Annotated in this window: 15 protein-coding genes; 8 read left to right on the top strand and 7 right to left on the bottom strand. The window is 71.5% G+C overall.

Annotated elements, in window-relative coordinates; all coding sequences use genetic code 11:
* Positions 1–271: 271 nt before the first annotated feature.
* Positions 272–1945, top strand: a complete 1674-nt coding sequence (locus E4P38_RS04935) for a PxKF domain-containing protein (RefSeq protein ID WP_245160834.1) — start codon at positions 272–274, stop codon at positions 1943–1945.
* 656 nt (positions 1946–2601) lie between these two features.
* On the opposite strand, the gene E4P38_RS04930 is transcribed toward E4P38_RS04935, so the two are convergent.
* The 4 genes from E4P38_RS04930 to E4P38_RS04915 all read right to left on the bottom strand — a co-directional run bounded on the left by E4P38_RS04930 (position 2602) and on the right by E4P38_RS04915 (position 6208).
* Positions 2602–3045, bottom strand: coding sequence for a DUF1636 family protein (locus tag E4P38_RS04930; protein ID WP_135130670.1), 444 nt, complete (start codon positions 3043–3045; stop codon positions 2602–2604).
* Positions 3046–3111: 66 nt separating this feature from the next.
* Positions 3112–4422 carry an amidohydrolase family protein gene (locus E4P38_RS04925; RefSeq protein ID WP_209308935.1) on the bottom strand — a complete coding sequence of 437 codons (1311 nt, stop codon included), beginning with the start codon at positions 4420–4422 and terminating at the stop codon, positions 3112–3114.
* A gap of 117 nt (positions 4423–4539) precedes the next feature.
* Positions 4540–5301, bottom strand: coding sequence for an alpha/beta hydrolase (locus E4P38_RS04920; protein ID WP_135130669.1), 762 nt, complete (start codon positions 5299–5301; stop codon positions 4540–4542).
* A gap of 22 nt (positions 5302–5323) precedes the next feature.
* Positions 5324–6208: a fumarylacetoacetate hydrolase family protein gene (locus E4P38_RS04915; RefSeq protein WP_135130668.1), complete on the bottom strand. Its 885-nt coding sequence runs from the start codon at positions 6206–6208 to the stop codon at positions 5324–5326.
* 144 nt (positions 6209–6352) lie between these two features.
* Here E4P38_RS04915 and E4P38_RS04910 point away from each other — a divergent pair, with 144 nt between their 5' ends.
* Positions 6353–7012 (top strand): FCD domain-containing protein, encoded by a 660-nt coding sequence (locus E4P38_RS04910; protein WP_135130667.1) that lies wholly within the window; start codon positions 6353–6355, stop codon positions 7010–7012.
* A gap of 234 nt (positions 7013–7246) precedes the next feature.
* Here E4P38_RS04910 and E4P38_RS04905 read toward each other — a convergent pair whose 3' ends face one another.
* Entirely contained in the window at positions 7247–7633 is a 387-nt protein-coding gene (locus tag E4P38_RS04905) for a hypothetical protein (RefSeq protein ID WP_135130666.1), read from the bottom strand.
* A 335-nt stretch (positions 7634–7968) separates the two neighbouring features.
* On the opposite strand from E4P38_RS04905, the gene tatA reads away from it, so the two are divergent.
* The 4 genes from tatA (at position 7969) to E4P38_RS04885 (ending at position 11179) form a co-directional block, all read left to right on the top strand.
* Complete coding sequence (tatA, locus tag E4P38_RS04900) at positions 7969–8229, top strand: Sec-independent protein translocase subunit TatA (protein WP_135130665.1); 261 nt, start codon at positions 7969–7971, stop codon at positions 8227–8229.
* Positions 8230–8312: 83 nt separating this feature from the next.
* The gene (gene tatC / locus E4P38_RS04895; protein WP_135130664.1) at positions 8313–9143 is read left to right on the top strand and encodes a twin-arginine translocase subunit TatC; all 831 of its coding nucleotides are present in this window, start codon (positions 8313–8315) and stop codon (positions 9141–9143) included.
* Between the two features lie 113 nt (positions 9144–9256).
* A complete protein-coding gene (locus E4P38_RS04890; protein WP_135130663.1) occupies positions 9257–10735 on the top strand; it encodes an alkaline phosphatase PhoX in 1479 nt (492 codons plus the stop codon).
* 87 nt (positions 10736–10822) lie between these two features.
* The gene (locus E4P38_RS04885) at positions 10823–11179 is read left to right on the top strand and encodes a twin-arginine translocase TatA/TatE family subunit (protein ID WP_135130662.1); all 357 of its coding nucleotides are present in this window, start codon (positions 10823–10825) and stop codon (positions 11177–11179) included.
* Between the two features lie 12 nt (positions 11180–11191).
* Here E4P38_RS04885 and E4P38_RS04880 read toward each other — a convergent pair whose 3' ends face one another.
* Entirely contained in the window at positions 11192–11521 is a 330-nt protein-coding gene (locus tag E4P38_RS04880; protein ID WP_245160796.1) for a hypothetical protein, read from the bottom strand.
* Positions 11522–11742: 221 nt separating this feature from the next.
* Here E4P38_RS04880 and E4P38_RS23765 point away from each other — a divergent pair, with 221 nt between their 5' ends.
* Entirely contained in the window at positions 11743–12777 is a 1035-nt protein-coding gene (locus E4P38_RS23765; RefSeq protein WP_280791044.1) for a transglycosylase family protein, read from the top strand.
* A gap of 7 nt (positions 12778–12784) precedes the next feature.
* On the opposite strand, the gene E4P38_RS04870 is transcribed toward E4P38_RS23765, so the two are convergent.
* Positions 12785–13657, bottom strand: a complete 873-nt coding sequence (locus E4P38_RS04870; RefSeq protein ID WP_135130916.1) for an aldo/keto reductase — start codon at positions 13655–13657, stop codon at positions 12785–12787.
* A 152-nt stretch (positions 13658–13809) separates the two neighbouring features.
* Between E4P38_RS04870 and E4P38_RS04865 the strand changes: the two genes are divergently transcribed.
* On the top strand, positions 13810–17388 hold the full coding sequence (locus E4P38_RS04865; protein WP_135130660.1) for an adenylate/guanylate cyclase domain-containing protein: 3579 nt from the start codon (positions 13810–13812) through the stop codon (positions 17386–17388).
* Positions 17389–17435 lie beyond the last annotated feature (47 nt).

Here is a 17435-nt window from a genome sequence, read left to right as displayed (position 1 = left end):
AGGTCGGCCTGGCAGTGTGGGGGTCAGGGGTTCTAGTCCCCTCAGCTCCACCGCTACGATCACGCCGTTCTCCTTCGAGGGGGCTGCCCGAGGCGTCTCTGGCACAGCAGAGAGCTCCGCGTGAGCTGGGACCGCCACCTCAGTCCATCGGCGGGCTCATGACCCACAGCGAGCGGGCCGGGACGTCGCCGCCGTTCCGGTATTTGTGCGGCAAGCGTGGCTCCAGGAGGAGCGAGTCGCCCTCCTGAGCACGTACTCCTGGCCGTTGGCGGTGACCGTGAGCCGGCCGCCCTGCACGATGACGACCTCTTCGTCGGCCGCCGTTGACGCGGTCGTCGCAGCAGGCCTACTTTGCAGCAGGTCTACCTACCGGCTCCTCTGGCCGGAAGTTTCACGGGGGTTCCCGGTGCCTGATGCCACGCGTTCTGATGGAAGTGCCCGGCCGGGAGGGATGCGCGGTGATGGCGGCGGCCGCGCCAGGCCACGCCGCATCCAACGGAAACACCATCGTCTGACGGCGCGTCTCGGCACAGTGATCCCGGTCGTCATGACTGTGCTGTCCGGCGTCCATGTCGCGTCCGCGGCCGCACCCCCAAGCATCTCGACGCAAATCATGATCGACACCGATTCGGTCGACACCGACGAGCTCTGTGACCCCGGTGGAATCTCGACCGTGTCCTTCACTGCCTCGGGAACCGCTACGGGGACCTACTCGGGTCCTTTCACCGCGTCCGGCTCGTATCAGATCGGCCCGCAGGTCATGCCGGGCGGCAGCTCATCCAACGAATTGGCCGTCGGGCCATTGCTGTCTTTCGACGAGACCTTCAGCATCGACTCGCCGGCGGGGACCATCAGGGGCACCACGACCCTGAAGGCCGACGTACCAGCCGATTTCTCCACGTCGGGCGGGCCGATCAATTCCGGGGCATGCAGTAGTTTCGCTGATCACACGCTGAGCCAGGTCACCGGTGCCAGCGGAACCCTCAACCTGGCGCTGGCCTACGTGGCGTACGACGCGACCATTACCGGGCCTGGTGGAAAGTCGCAGGTCACCGGCGACTCCTTCATGCAGGTCAACCAGCAGCACGTGCAGGATTCCTCCGTGGGACCCTTTGTGGCGGGTGAATTCTTCGAGCTCTTCTATCGCGCCCTGACCACGACTCCGATTGCAGTGGGCAGCGTCGACGTCGAGCTCGACGGCTCGGGTGCGCCGTTCAGCACGGGCGACGAGGCGACCCCCGACCTGCCCGTGGTGCTGACCATCGACCCGCCGGACGGGATGACAGGGCACGTGAGCGCCACGCGGCAGCCGAGCGGCGGTCCGGCGCCCGCCGGCTACGCCCTGTTCGCGGCGGACGGTGTCGACTCAGCACTGGCGATCGAGGGCCCGAACGCGACCACCGCCGACCCGTACGTCATGACCTTCGCCGTCGACGCGACACTGCTGGACGGCATCGCCCCGCAGGACGTGCAGGTGTTCCGGAACGGGGCGGCGGTGGCCGACTGCACGGGGACGGGGGCGACTCCCGACCCCTGCGTCTCCAACCGCAGCGTCACCGCCGACGGCGACGCCGTCCTCACCGTGCGGACGAGCCGGTTCTCCACCTGGGAGGTCGGCCGGCTGGAGTACACGGCATCGGGGCCGTTCGCTCCGCTGCGGGCCTATCCGCAGCCCAACCGGGTCAAGCCGGGATCGATCGTGCCCGTGCGCTTCGGCCTCTCGGGCGCCCGCGGCTCCGACGTGCTGGCCGCGGGTTACCCGAAGCTGATCACCTGCGCCGGCACGCCGGTCGCGGTCGGTGCGTCGGTGCTCGCACCGATCCCCGTCGGCCGCGGTCAGTACCTGCTGCTGTGGGCCACCCCTCGGCGGGCGTCGGGGTGCCACGACCTGGTGCTGCGCTTCCGCGACGGCGACGAGCTACGAGCGCGGTTCGACCTCCGCTAGCGAGCGGTGCGTGCCATCGGGGCGGCCGCGTCGAGGACCGCGCCCGACCTGCGCCACTCGTGATCGACCGCATCGGGCGGGGCTGAATCCGGGGAGCGCGAGTCTGGGCGGCCCTCGCCCAGCGCGGTCGGGAAGGACTCGTGGTGGCACCTCGGGCTGGAAGGCCGGAGGCGGGCGGTTCCGCGACGAAAAGGGCTGGCCCGACGTCGGCAAGATCGGCCCAACGGGAAAGCTGGGGTAGGCGCGCGCGTCCGGGTCGACGCGGTTAGGCGGCCACAGGATGGTGCCAGGACGGTGGCCACGGGCCAGCCTTCATGGTCGTTCGTCGAAATCTGCTGATGGCCATGCCCGTCTCTGACTTGCGAGGATGTACTTCGACGAACGTTCCCGGACCCCCACCAGCCGAGCTGGCAGTGTGGGGGTCAGGGGTTCGAGTCCCCTCAGCTCCACCCATCTGAGCAGGGCATTCGTTGTTTCGCCGGCGTTCAACCAACTGCGTGGTTGCAGTTTGCCCGCCCTTACTTGCCAGCAGGAGAGCGCTCATGCGGTCCGCCTCTCGCGGGCCAGAGCGCTGGCCAACAAGTGCCCCGTGCCACCACCAATGCCGCGACTCTGCGTCTGCCGACGCCGGGTAGCTGAAGCCGGGAGGCGCCGGTTCATCGCCGATGCGGCTCGAGGTCCCACCGTCTGGCTGCCTGTCCGGGCAGCGGGTGCGGCAGAGGCCCGCGGCTGTGACCGGCCGGCGAGGGAGCGGACCGCTTGAGGGTGACCGAGCTGATCCGGTCGGCGAGCTCGGCGGGGATCTCCCAGTCCTCGGGTGCGCCGGTGAGGCAGGCTTCGTGGGCCACCGCGGCGGCGAAGACCGCTTTCGCGTCGGACTCGTCGAGCCCGGTGAAGCGGACGCGGGCCTTCTGCGGTCCGTCGACGGCGACCACGCCCTCGTCCGGGCAGCCGCCCAAGCATTGGACGTTGCGGACGGCGACGGTGGTTTCGGGCTCGTTGTCGGCGACCCGGGCAATCGCGGCAGTCAGCCGGCGGCCGAACTCGCCAGTGGCGCGGGGGTCGTAGCGGGGGCAGGTGCGGCAGATCAGCAGGGTCATCGGCGGGCTCCGGTTAGAGGGGTGCCGGCGATCAGGGTGAGCTGGTCGCCGGCACCTCGATCGACATCAGGGCCGGTGCGTCACGACGGACTCGGCCATGTCGTGCACCAGGTCGGTCGGCCGCGGCGGCGCCGGGGTGTGGTCGTCTCCGGCGTGCTCCTTGTGGAACCGGCCGTCCTTCATGACGTAGTTGATCTTCGAGTGGTCCTGCAGAACGGTGATGTCGGCCAGCGGGTCGCCGTCGACCAGGATCAGGTCGGCGAGGTAGCCGGGCTGGACCTTGCCGAGCTCGTCGGGGCGCAGCATGATCTCGCCGCCCCACGCGGTGGCCGAGATGATCGCCTCCATGGGGGTGAAGCCGAGCAGTTCGACGAAGTGCTCCAGGTCGCGGGCGTAGGTGCCGTGCGGGGTCCAGGCGAAGCCGTAGTCGCCGCCGGGCAGGACCCGGATCCCACGCTGGTGCATTTCGCGCAGCCCCTTGACGGCCGTGTCCAGCTCCTTCTTGTAGCCGACGGCCTCAGCAGCCTCCTGCGGGAAGCCGAACGCCTCGGCCTCGTAGAGGGTCGCGATGAGCCAGTTCAGGCCGGGGGCGACGAACACCCAGTCCTTGTTGGCCTCGAGCATGTCCATGCCCTCGGCATCGGTGAAGCTGGCGTGATAGATGATGTCGACCTTGTTCCGGACGCACATTTTCACGCTCTCGGCGCTGCGGGCGTGGGCGCAGACCCGCTTGCCGCGGCGGTGGGCTTCGGTGACGGCGGCGGCGGTCTCCTCGTCGGAGAAGTACGTGTCCTCGGCGCGCTGGGTGCCGGTGATCTCCTCGCCGGTCATGGACAGCTTGATCTGGTCGACGCCGAGTTCGATGAGTTCGCGGACGGCCTTGCGCATGCCCTCGGGGCCGTCGGCGAACTTGGTGATGCTCTTGATCAGCGCGCCGCCGGTGACCGCGATTTCCGGGCCGTTGGCCAGGTAGCGGGGTCCGGGGAAGCGTCCGGCGTTGATGGCGTCGCGGCAGACGACGTCCAGGCGGTCCTTCGCCGACGCCGCACCCAGGCACATGGTGTAGCCGGAGTCGATGTAGGTGCGGGCGGACTCCAGGGCGAACAGCAGGTGCTCCTCGACCGGCATGGTGCCCAGGCCGTCGAGGTCGGCGCTGTTGTTCCAGGTGAAGTGGGTGTGCGCGTCGCACAGCCCGGACATCAGGGTGCGGCCGCGGCCCTGGATCACGCGGGCACCTTCGGCGCGGGAGGCTTCGACGGTGCCGACGACGGCGATGCGGTCGTTCTCGACCAGGACATCGCCGGGGTAGGGGTCGGCGCCGGTGGAGTCGAGGATGCTGACGTTGCGGAACAGCGTCTTGTCGATGGGGACGGGCACGGTTGCATCTCCTTTGCGTGAGGGGAACGCCGAACGGTTCGCCGGCGCCCTTGGGCGCGCCCGACGGGCGCCAATCAACGGTGCTGGGGTGCGGTACTGCTGGAGTGGAGCGGCGGTTCAGAGGAACTTCAGCAGCTGGTCGGCGACCGGGCGTGCGGCCTCGAGGGCGGTCCAGTGGCCGACTCCGGGAAGGATCTCGACCGTGGCGCTGCCGTGGGCGGCGGCGAGTTCCTGGCTGGCCTCGGGCGGGCCGACCTTGTCGTCGCTGCCGGTGACCAGCAGCAGCGGCAGGCTCGGATCGATGGGTCCGGGATCGGTCGCGGCGGCGAGTGCCTCACAGTTGCGGGCGTAGCCCTCCGGGTCCTGGCGCATGATCAGCTCCCGGACGAAGGCGGCGACCTCGGGCTTGTCCCGCCGGGTGGTCTCCGACAAGGCGTTGGCGACCACGGCCGGGGCGACCGCGGCGGTGCCCTTCTCGCGCAGCAGGGCGGCCCGGTCGCGTTGGGCCTGCCGGCCCGCCTCGGCCGGCTCCCGGACGGCACCCAGCAGCGCCAGCGCGGACACCTTGTCCGGGTAGCGGGCCGCGAGATCCCGTACGACCAGGGTGCCCATCGAGTGGCCGACGACGGCGGCGCCGGCGACCCCGAGCTCCTCGAGCAAGGCCGCGAGGTCGTCGGCGTGCGAGGCGATGCTGATCCCGTCGGCGACCGGGGATCGGCCGGCGCCGGCCGAGTCGACCCGGATCACCTGGAACCGGTCGGCCAGGGCGTCGGCCTGCACCTGATAGAAGTTGGTCGTGCCGCCCAGGCCGTGCACCAGCAGCACCGCCGGGCCCCGGCCGTCGATCTCGACCGCGAGTTCCTTGCCGTTGATGTTCACGTCGTCCCTCCCTCCGGCCGGCTCAGGCGATCCGGTTGCGCTGCGCGCCGAGCCCGGTGATCGAGATTTCGATGACGTCGCCGCTGGTCATGAACTTGGGCGGGTCGAAGCCGATGCCGACCCCGGCCGGGGTGCCGGTGGCGATGATGTCGCCGGGCAGCAGCGTGATGCCGGCGGAGATGGTGGCGATGAGCTCCGGGATGTCGAAGATGAGGTCCTTGACCGACGCGTTCTGGCGGAGCTCGCCGTTCACGGAGCTCTCCACCACCAACGCGGTCACGTCGGGAACCTCGTCGGCGGAGACGGCGTAGGGGCCCATCGGGCAGTGCGTGTCCAGCGACTTCCCGATCAGCCACTGCTTGTGTGTGCGCTGCAGATCGCGGGCGGTGAAGTCGTCGATGATCGTGTAGCCCCACACGTGATCGAAGGCCTGCTCTCGGCTGATCCCGCGTCCGCCGCGGCCGATGATGACGCCGAGCTCGGCCTCGTAGTCCAACTCGCCGGTGACCCCGTGGTGCGGGTCGATGTCATCGAAGGGACCAGTGACCGAGGTGGTCGCCTTCGAGAACACCACGGGCGCCTCGGGCATCTCCTGCGAGCGGTCCGGGCTGTCGTAGCCGCTGCGCCCGAACTCCAGGACGTGGTCCCGGTAGTTCTTGCCGACGCAGAAGATGCTCCGCCGCGGCGCCGGGATCGGCGCCAGCAGGCGCACCGCGTCCAGCGAGTGCTCCGGCTGCCCGGCGGCCTGCTGCTGCAGGCGCGGGCCGAACTCGGCCCATCCCTCGATCAGCTGCAGGATGCCGGTGCCGTCGGGGAGGACGGTGGTGACGTCGTGGACCACGCCGCGCTCGACGGCCACGACGCCCACCCGCTGGTCCGTACCGGTGGAGTACGTCACGAGCTTCATGTATGAACCAATCTGAACCATTGTGACCAATGTTCGGCTGAAAGGGACGCTACGGGGTGACGCACGCCATGTCGAGGGGTGATTTGCGCCTATTTTCGGTCACTACATTGGTCTCGATTGGTTCATGTGCGGTAGGGTGGCTGCATGCTGAACGCCGAGCAGTCACTACGCGCCCTCCTCGACGAGGGGACGGCGAAGGGTTCCCTCGTCCCCGGCGCGAAGCTGCCAACCGAACGGGAGCTCGTGCAGCGGCTGTCCGCGCCGCGCAGCGCGATCCGTCGCGCGCTCGACGTGTTGGAGGAGGAGGGGCTGGTCATCCGCCAGGTCGGGCGGGGCACGTTTCTCAGCGAACTGGCGCAACGACGGGCCGACGCGCCGGCCGACACCAGCCCCGCCGAGATCATGCAGGTCCGGTTGGTGATCGAGCCGCCGGTGGCCGCACTCGCCGCCCGCGTCGCCACCCAGGCGGACCTTGATCGGATCACCATCTGCCTCGACAGCGGCGGCGCTAGCGACGAGTTCGAGGCGTTCGAGTCCTGGGACGCGAAGCTGCACCGGGCGATCGCCGAGGCGGCCCACAACGGCCTGCTGATGAACATGTTCGACGTCATGAACACCGCCCGGTCACTGCCGGTCTGGGGCAGCCTCAAGCGCCGCACGTCCACCCCTGAACGGCGCCGCTGCTACCACGCCGAACACACCGCGATCGTCGAAGCGCTGTGCGACCGCGACCCCGACGGGGCCGAAAAGACCATGCGCACCCACCTGGACAACGTCGCAGACAACCTCCTCGGCCGTCGCTGACGTATCCCAGCGGCGGCTGGTTGTGCACGTGGCTGCGGCTGAACCGCGACGCGCGCTGAGTCCTCGGTGCAGCCCGAGCACGTGCAAGCCGGAGTGATCGGTCCACGTCCGGGTCATGAGCTGGCCCCGGACGCCGAGCGAGGGCGGTCCTGTCAACGTGACGCCTGAGCTGCGGGGTGGCCGTCGTGTAGGCGACGGGAGGCAGCCCCGCCCAGTTGCTCAGGGTTCGACCGGCTAGCCGAGGATCGGCCCCAGTGCGTCGACGACCTCGTGCTTGAACTCGTCGCATGCTCGCTGCGATGTGAAACCCGTTGAAACGGTCTCGCCGTCATTCGCGAATAGCGTCAGCACATGCATGAACGAGCCGAGCGCCGAACCCTCACTCGTGTTGATGCGCTCGGTGAAGCTGCTCAGCGGCCAACTGGCGACCTCGTCGAGACGTTGCTTCATCATGCCGCGACGCGTAAGGACGATAAATCGCCGGCCGGTGATGACGACGTGCGGCTTTGGCGCAGATGCGGCGTGCTGGCTCGCGAAGTACCCATCCGCCGGCACGGAGGACAGGACGCGCTCTCCGGCTTGGAGATCAACGCTGAGGTCACTTCCGGGAAGAGTCGTCATGGCCGGCGATCGTAACGGCGGGCAGGCGTCAGATCTGCGCCTAACGCCTTGGGCAGTGGGGCTGCTCGGGAACCCACGGAATGCAGCGGAAGGCCCTGAACGCGATCATGGCGGCCTGGCAGTGGGGGATCAGGGTTCGACTCCCTCAACTCCACCGCCCTCTCCAGGACCCTGACCGGGCAGCGGTCGGCGGTTCTTCCGTTCGCCGCTCAGTCGAGCATCCCGAGGCACCCGAGCGTTCACTGCTGTGATGCCCGGTCTCCACATCGCGGTCACAAGTTGGTCCCGCACCCCGCGTTGGCTCCGCAGGACGCAAACACGATGAAGGGGACCCGATGAACCTCGGACCGCTGGAGATCGGCCTCATTCTCCTGGCCATCCTGCTGCTCTTCGGATACAAGAAGCTCCCCGACGCCTCCCGCTCGCTGGGACGCTCGCTGCGCATCTTCAAAGGCGAGATGAAGGGCATGAAGGACGACGACGCGACCCCTCAGGTGCCGGCGCAGATCCTGCCGCCGTCCACGGTCCTCGACCGTGAGGCGCGGGCCGCCGCGCTCCGGGGCGGTGAGGACCCAGCGCCCAACAGCGCCCGCTGACGGCGTCCGGACCCGCCGTGACGACCGAGGGCCGTGGACGGCGTCTCCGCCGTCGCCGTGCTCCGCGGGACAGCACGGCGACGATGACGCTCATCGCCCATCTCGTCGAGCTGCGCCGACGGGTAGCGATCGCGCTGCTCTTCGTCCTCGTCGGCACCGCCGTCGCGTTCTGGTGGTACGAGCACGGGCTCGGGGAGTTCATCCGCGCGCCGTACTGCGACCTGCCGGCCGACCTGCGCTACAACGACGCAGAGGGAGACTGCGGGCTGCTGATCACCGACGTCTTCGGGGGCGCGCTCATCCGCCTGAAGATCAGCTTCATCGCCGGGGTCGTCCTCTCGGCACCCTGCTGGCTCTTCCAGCTGTGGCGGTTCATCACGCCGGGCCTGAAGGCCAACGAGAAGCGCAACGGGCTGCTGTTCGTCGCGGCGTCCTCGGCACTCTTCGCCCTGGGCGCCGCGCTCGCCTACGTCTCGCTGGCGGCGGGTCTCCGTCTGCTGCTGGGGCTCGCCGGCGACGGCGTCATCGTCGCGCTCACCGCGCAGGACTACATCGGCTTCGTCATCTCCCTGCTCCTGGCCTTCGGCGTCTCCTTCGAGCTGCCGCTGATCGCCGTCGTCCTGAACCTGGTCGGGGTGCTCTCCTACGCGGCGCTGTCCCAGGCCCGCCGGTGGATCTTCTTCCTCACCATCGTCTTCGCCGCGTTCGTGACGCCGACGCAGGACCCGTTCACCATGCTGGCGATGGCCGGACCCATGGTCGTGCTGTTCGAGGGAGCGATCCAGATCGCGCGCATCGTCGACCGCCGGCGCGCACGCCGGGCCGCGATCGAGTCGTTCCACGACATCGCTGACGGTGAGGCCTCACCGCTGGACGCGTCGCCGTCCGAGCTGCCCGAGGTCCGGCCCCGCTAGCCGGGCGGTGCTGTTCCACCACCGTTCATCCGGTCGTCAGCGCCGAGGCGCTGCTGCTTCTCCTCGTCGGCGTCGGGTGAGCGGGCCCCCACCCCGAGACAGGGAGTTCCACTGTGACATCCACGCATTCCCGCCGCGGCTTCCTCGGCCGCGGCGCCGCGGTCGGACTCGGCATCGCCTTCGCCGGCAGCATCGACGCCATCGCCGGTACCGCGGCCAACGCAGCCACCCGGAGCGGGTCCGGCTACGGACCGCTCGTCCCCGACCCGGCCAAGATCCTCTCCCTGCCCCAGGGCTTCTCCTACCGGATCGTCGCGGAGGCCGGGAAGACCGTGATGGAGGACGGCACCCTGACGCCGACCGACATGGACGGCATGGGTGCGTTCCGCCGCGACGCCGGGACCACGATCATCTACAACCACGAGATCAGCGGCACCGAGGCGCCGCCCGTCCCGCCCGTCGCCGGGCTCACGTACGACCCCAAGTCCCGGGGCGGGACGACGACGATCGACCTCGACCGCGGGGGCAGCCGCATCCGGGAGTACGTCAGCGTCGCCGGCACCGAGAACAACTGCGCCGGCGGGGTGACCCCGTGGGGCACCTGGCTGACCTGCGAGGAGACCGAGACGCTCGCGGGCGCGACCCGCGACAAGGACCACGGATACGTGTTCGAGGTCTCCCCGGTGCAGGGACAGAACCCCGGACAGGCCAACGTCCCGCTGAAGTTCCTCGGCCGCTTCGCCCACGAGGCCGTCGCGGTCGACCCGAAGACCAACATCATCTACGAGACCGAGGACGCCGGTGCTCCGAACGGCCTCTACTTCCGCTGGGTGCCGCCGCGTGGCTTCACGGGGAAGCTGCACTCGCTGGTCGATCTGGCTCGCTCGCCCGGCGGCGACACCGCCGGGTCGCTCCAGGCGATGAGCTGCTCGCGGGGCAACCGGCACATCGCCGACCTCGCCGAGGCCACCCAGCCAGGTACCCAGTACAAGGTCACCTGGGTGGACGTTCCCGACCGGGACGGCATCCCGCTCTCGGTGCGCAAGCAGTTCACCAACGACCAGGTGACCCGCTCCCGCAAGCTCGAGGGCCAGTGGTGGGCCGACGACGGGGTGTACTTCGTGGCGAGCTTCGCCCGGCTCTCCGACGGCAGCGTCAACGAGCACGACGGGCAGGTCTGGTTCTACGACCCGCGCAAGGAGACGGTCACCCTCACGACCATCTTCGGCGTGAACCCGAACCCCGACGTCGACGCCGACAACTACGACGGCCCCGACAACATCACGGTCAGCCCCTACGGCGGCGTCATCCTGGCCGAGGACGGCGAGGGCGTACAGCACCTCGTGGGCGTCACCGATCAGGGCAAGGCCTACACGATGGCCCGCAACGATGCGAACGGCAGCGAGTTCACCGGTCCGGTGTTCAGCCCGGACGGCAAGACGCTGTTCGCCTGCGTCCAGTCCGAGCCCGGTCGGGTGTTCGCGATCACCGGCCCCTGGGGTCGGCCCGGCAACGGCAACGGCAACGGCAACGGCAACGGCAACGGCCACGGCAACGGCCACGGCAACGGCGACGGCGGCCACGGCCGCTGACGTCTCGAGCGTTCCGGTGCCGGTCCCTCGCCAGGGATCGGCACCGGTCTGCCCGGCCAACGGCGCAGAGCAGGAGGTGAGGGAACGGTGTTCAGCTCGATCGGCTGGGGCGAGATCGTCGTCCTCGGGCTGGCGGCCCTGTTCATCTTCGGTCCCGAGCGGCTCCCGCATCTCGCCAGGGACGCCGCGGCCGGGCTCAAGCGCGCCCGAGGCGCGATGACCGGTGCCCGCGGTCAGTTGCACGACGTCCTCGGCCCGGACTTCGACCACCTCAAGGACGTCGACCTGCGTCAGTACCACCCGAGGTCGATGCTCCGCCGTGCCCTGATCGACGAGGACGACGACCCATCCGGTCGGGACACGGGAACCGTCGCCCACCTGGCGGCCGGACGAGCACGGGTCGCCGACGGACAGCGGTCACCTCACGACGACGAGGCCACCTGAGGCCTGAGTCGGCTACTGCTCCCGCGTGTGGTGGACGCGGCTGTGGATCCACCCGATGAGGCAGTACAGGGCGGCATGCCCCTCGGCGGAGGCGAACCCCTGCTCGGTGCGTGCCGCCTCGAGGAGTTCGGCGCTGTCGATGGAGCCGTTCCGGAAGAAGCGGCCCAGCACGCGGCCGGAGATGGTCTCGCTGCGGAAGATGCCGGCGATCCCGAGGGCGACCGAGTCGGACACGGCGATGCTCACCGGCGGGTGCTTCATGGCGCCGCGGCGCTCCAGGACGTGCGAGACCTCGGCGGCGACCTCCAGGTCCGGGGCGGGCCTGGACGTCCTGCAGCTCACGATCACCTGATGCTCCTTCCGCGGCGAGGTCCACGACTCCTTCGATCCATCGGCACGGAGGCGGCCCTGCTTGAGTACGCGCGAGTCGAACCGGGCCGCATCTCACCCCGGCGGGGAGGAGGGCTCTTCCCGTGTTCTCAAGGAGTCCCCGCTTCCGGTCGATCCTGGGGTCAGGCACGGAGGGACACCGGGCAGGCGGAATCGATGGCGAGGGAGGGTTCGTGGGCGCGGAGCGGCTCGCAGCTCGCCGGTCGGGAGGCCGGCTGGCCCTCGTCGGCATCGCCGCGATCGGACTGACCCTCGTGCCCGGAACGGCCTCGGCCGCCCCCGCCGACGCACAGCTGAGCGCTGCGCAGCAGGCCGCGAACGAGGCCGCCGCGCAGGTCGGCCAGGTGCTGGCCGAACTCGGCACCGCACAGGCGGCGGTGGACTCCGCGCACGCCGACGCCGCACTCGCGCGCGCCCGGTACGAGGAGACGCGGTCGAACTCCGAGATCGCCCGGGTGGCCGCGGACCGCGCCTCCGTGGCGGCCGCACACGCTCAGGACGACCTGGCCATCGCGCGAGCCGGCGTCGCCGCCTTCGCCCGCAGCACCTACATGCTGGGGAGCACCTCCCCGCACGTGCAGGCGCTGCTGACGGCCACCGGCCCCGCGCAGCTGTTCGAGCGGGCCGCGCTCCTCGACGCCGCCGGCCAGGGCCGGTCCGACGTCCTGGACCAGGTCGTCGTCGTGCAGCAGCAGGCCGCCGACACCGCGGCCGTCGCGCAGACCACGCTGGCGCAGGCCACCGCGCTCGAGGAGCAGGCTGCCGTCGCGCTGGCCACGGCCGACGAGGTGGAGACGGCGGCGCGCCAGACCGCCGCGACGGTCCAGTCGCAGCAGGCCGCGATGCAGGGCCGGCTCCAGCAGGCGCGGACCACGCTCGTGACCCTGCAGGCCCAGCGGACCGCTCCCCAGCAGCCCGCGCCCCGCCCATCGGCGCCGACCAACTCCGTCGGTGGCCCGGCGCCTCCCACGCGTGACTGGAACGCGGTCGCCCAGTGCGAGTCCGGCGGCAACTGGAGCATCAACACCGGGAACGGCTACTACGGCGGGCTCCAGTTCAGCCAGTCCACCTGGAACGCCTTCGGCGGCGGCGCCTACGCACCGCGGGCCGACCTGGCTGCGCGGGCCCAGCAGATCGCCGTCGCGGAGAAGGTCCTGGCCGTCCAGGGCCGCGGCGCCTGGCCGACCTGTGGCCGCAACCTGGCCTGAGGCACCCTCAGGAGACGGCGCCTCGCAGCCGGCGTCGCTCGTCGTCGGTGAGCTGGAGCCGGGCGGCGTCGAGGCTGTCGAGGATCGTCTCGGGACGGCGGGCCGCGGGGATGGGCAGCACGACCGGCGAGAGGTCCAGGGCCCACGCGAGGGCGACCTGCTGCGGCGAGACCCCGCGCTCGCGCGCGACCGCAGCGAACTCCGGGAGTTCCCGGCCGAGGTCGGCGGCCCGTGCGCTGCCACCCAGGGGGCTCCAGGAGAGGAACGCGATCCCCTGTGCCTCGCACTGCTGCAGCACCGGCAGGGCGCCGAGCGACCACGGCGAGAGCTGGTTCTCCACCGCGACGACGTCGACGACGGTCTGCGCCTCGGCGAGCTGGCGACGCCCAGCGTTGCTGATGCCCACGCGCTGGATCTTGCCCTCGTCCCGCAGGTCGGCCAGGGCACCCATCGACTCGGTCAGCGGGACCTTCGGGTCGACGGCGTGCAGCAGGTAGAGGCCGATCGAGTCCACCCCCAGCGCCCGCAGGCTGGTCTCGCACGACCACCGCAGGTTCTCCGGGCTGGCGTCCTGCACGAAGGTCAGCTCGTCCGTCCGCAGGTTGCCGCCCTTGCAGACCACCAGCACGTCGTCCGCATCGCCGTTCCACGACGCGAGCGCCCGCGCGACGAGCGCCTCGCTGTAGCCGAGCTCGGCCGCGTCGGAGCCGTAGTTCACCGCGGTGTCGAGCAGCCGCACCCCGGCGCCGAGGGCGGCGTGCACCGTGCGCAGGGCCTCCGCCTCGTCGGGCCGGCCCTCCATCGCCAGGCGCATCACCCCGAACCCGATCGGCGGCGTCGAGAGGTCGGCGATCCGCCGGTCGGGGTAGGCGCTGGGCATGGTGGTCACCCTCGGGACTCCACCAGAGCGGGGTCCGGCCCTGCAACGGCCGCCCCTGACGGGCTCCTCTTACCGGGGCGGCGGCGGTAACGTCCGACTGTCGGACGTGAGAGAGGGCGGGCGATGGTCGACCGGACCGGTCAGCTGGGGCGATGAGCGATCTCGCCGCCCCGACAGGTGAGCTGACGGCCCTCGAGCAGGCCATCGCCGCGCTGGAGGGACAGCGCGCCGTCCTGGGCGACCAGGTGGTCGAGACGGCGCTGGCGCCGCTGGTCGACAAGCGGGACCGTCTGCTCGCCGCCTCGGTCGGGGAGCAGCGCAAGCTGGTCACGGTGCTCTTCGCCGACCTCGTCGACTCCACGCCCCTGGCGCAACGGCTGGACGCGGAGGACCTGCAGCAGGTCATGAGCCGCTACTTCGCGGCGGTGCGCGCGGCGGTCGAGGCCGAGGGCGGGTCCGTCGAGAAGTTCATCGGCGATGCGGCGATGGCGGTCTTCGGGCTCTACCGCGCACGGGAGGACGACGCCGCCCGCGCGGTGCGGGCCGGGCTGGCCATGCTCGCGGCGCTGGAACAGCTCAACGTCCAGCTCGAGGCCTCCAACGGGGTGCGCCTGCAGATGCGGGTCGGCATCGACACCGGCGAGATGGTCGTGACCGGGATGGCCGAGCGGGCCTCCGGGGAGTTCCTCGTGGTCGGCGAGACCGCCAACCGCGCCGCCCGCCTGCAGACGGCCGCCGCCCCGGGCACGGTCCTGCTGTCGGCGGACACGACGCGACAGGTCCGGGGCGAGTTCGGGCTGCGCCGGATCCGCGGGCTGCAACTCAAGGGCATCGACGGCCCGGTCGACGCCTACGTCGTGGTCGCCGGCGACCGGGAGGGTTTCTGGCCCGAGACCCGCGGCGTGGAGGGCGTCGTCACCCGCACGATCGGCCGCGGGCCGGAGCTCCGCCAGCTCCAGGACGCCTTCGCCGCCGTCCAGAGCGAGCGTGCCCGGCGGGTCGTCACCGTCGTGGGGGAGGCCGGCGTTGGCAAGTCCAGGCTGGTGCACGACGTCGACACGTGGCTGGCGCGACTGCCGACGGAGGTCTGGGTGCTGCGCGGGCGCGCGTCGCCGTCCACCGAGAACGTGCCGAACGCGCTGTTGCGCAGCGTGTTCGCCGAGCGGCTCGGCATCCGGTCCACCGACTCTCCCGACAAGGTGCGCAGTCGCTGGACCGAGGGCTGGGCCCACCTGCTCGGCACGGAGGCGCCCACCGACGGCGCTCCCGAGACGGTCGCTGCGTGGCTCGGGTTCGCCATCGGCGCCGAGGGCCTGGCGGCCATCGGCACGACCGATCCGGAGTCACTGCGGCGGCGGGGCAGCGCGCTGGCACTGCGGCTGCTCGACCGGCTCGCCGAGCGCGCCCCGGTGTTCGTGCTGCTCGAGGACCTGCACTGGGCCGACTCCGCGAGCCTGGAGTCGCTGGAGGGCCTGGCCCAGGCGCCGGGCGGCGGTCCGCTGCTGGTGCTCGCGACGACCCGGCCCACGCTGCTGGAACAGCGTCCGACGTGGGGACGGACCGGCAACGTGCACACCCGGCTGCAGCTCGACCCACTGACCGAGGACGACGCCCGGGGGCTCGTCGCGGAGATCCTGCAACGGGCCGACGACGTGCCGCCGTCCCTGGTGGACCTCGTCGTCCGCACCGCCGACGGCAATCCGTACTACGTCGAGGAACTGGTCAAGTGGCTCGTCGAGGAGGGGGTCGTCGACACCAGCGCCGACCGCTGGCGCGTGGCCGCGCGGGCGGTCCGCACGGTGCGCGTGCCCACCACCCTGCGCGGCCTGCTGCAGGCCCGCCTGGACTCCCTCGCGGTAGCCGAGCGCACGGTCATCGGCGGGGCGGCGGTCGTCGGCCGGATCTTCTGGGACCAGGCCGTGGCCCGGCTGGCCACGGCGCTCCCCGAGCCGACCCGGGCGGGCGCGCTCGAGGGGCTCACCGAACGCGAGGTGATCTTCCGGCGGTCCAAGTCGACCGTCTCCGGGAGCCGCGAGTTCTCCTTCCGGCACGCGCTCATGCGCGACGTCGCCTACGAGGGCGTGCTGCGATCGGTGCGCCGGGCGCACCACGCCCTGGCCGCCCAGTGGCTGGAGGAGGCCGTCGACCTGAGCCAGCGCCCCGACGAGCACGCGGCGGCGGTGGCGCACCACCACGAGGAGGCGGGGCACAAGGCGGCCGCCGCCCGCTGGTACCTGCGCGCCGGCCAGCACGCGGCGCGCAGCTTCGCGGTCGAGGAGGCCCTGCGGTTGTTCGCCCGCGCGCGGGCCCTCGTCCCGAAGGGCGAGCAGGAGCTGTGGGCCGACGTGCTGCTCGCCCAGGAGGCGGTGCTCGACCGCATGGGACGGCGCGAGGACCAGCGGGCCACGCTGGACGAGCTGGCCACCGCGGACAAGCTCGATCCCGGACGGCGCGCCCTGGCCCGGCTCGCCGAGGGCCGCTGGCTGTTCTTCCGCGGCGAGTACCCGGCCGTGCCCCCGGTCGCCGAGGAGGCCGCCGACCTGGCCCGGCGGGCGAACCGGGCGGACCTGGAGTCCGACGCGCTGATGCAGGGCGGCCGGAGCCTGGCCTACCTGAACGAGCACGACGCGGCGCGGGTGCTGCTGAACCGCTCGCTCACGACCGCCCAGGAGCTCGGTGACCACAAGCGGGCGGGGGAGGTGCTCCGCCTGCTCGCCGTCGTCGCCACCAACCGCGGCTGGAACGACGAGGGCCTGACTCTCCTGGACGCCGCCGGCGAGGAGCACCGGCAGATCAACGACCGCGAGGGCGGGGCGATGGTCACCGGCCAGCGCGGCGCGCTGCTGATGCAGGTGGGCCGCCTGGAGGAGGCCCGGATTGCCTCGGAGGAGGCGCTCGAGGTCTTCGTGGAGACCGGGCACCGCTACCGCGAGGGCGTGATGCTCACCAACCTCGCCCGGATCGCCATGGAGCAGGGCCGCCTGGACGCCGCCCTGGACGGCGGGCGGCGGGCGCTGCACCTGACCGAGGAGATCGACGACGCCGAGGGTGTGGTGGCCTCGCTGCACAGTCTGGGCGACGGACACCGGCTCGCCGGCAACCACCAGCTCGCTCGGGAACACCTGGAGCGGGGGCTGGACGAGGGGCGGCGGCACGAGCTGCCGTACTTCACCTCCCTCCTGTACGCCTCGCTGGCCGCGGTCGACCTCGCCGACGGCCGTCTCGCCGAGGCCGTCACCCACGCGGCCGAGGCGCAGGCCGCAGCGTCGGCCGACGACGTCCCGCACGCGCAGGCGCGCGCCGACCTGCTGGCCGGGATGGCCCTGCAGGACGCCGGCGACGCCTCGGCGGTCGAGCCGCTGCGGGCGGCCGTGCGGCGGCACGCCGAGCTCGGGATGGAGGCCGACCACCTGGAGAGCCTGTCCGTGCTGGCCCTCGCCCTGGAGGACGCCGGGGACGACGCCGGCGCGATGGAGGTCGTCGAGGTGATCCTGCCCGCGCTCGAGCGGGGGGCGACGCCGGGCATGGTCCAGCCCGGGCGGGTCCTGGCCGACGTCCACCGGGTCCTGGTCGCCGCCGGGGACCCCCGGGCGGACGACGTCGCGCGGCGGGCGGCGGACTATCTGCGCGAGCAGGCCGAGCAGATCCACGACGAGGACCTCCGCGCCCGGTTCCTGGCCGCGCCGGTGAACCTGCGGCTCGCGAAGATCGCGACGTCTGTCGGGGCCTGACCGGGAAGGTGGACGAGCTGCGCAGATTTCCCTCCACGGAGCGCCGC

The organism is Blastococcus sp. CT_GayMR16 (genome assembly GCF_004570875.1).
In the GTDB taxonomy this organism is placed as follows: domain Bacteria; phylum Actinomycetota; class Actinomycetes; order Mycobacteriales; family Geodermatophilaceae; genus Blastococcus_B.
Note: the sequence above shows the minus strand (reverse complement) of the source record. Positions and strands in the feature narration are given on the sequence as shown.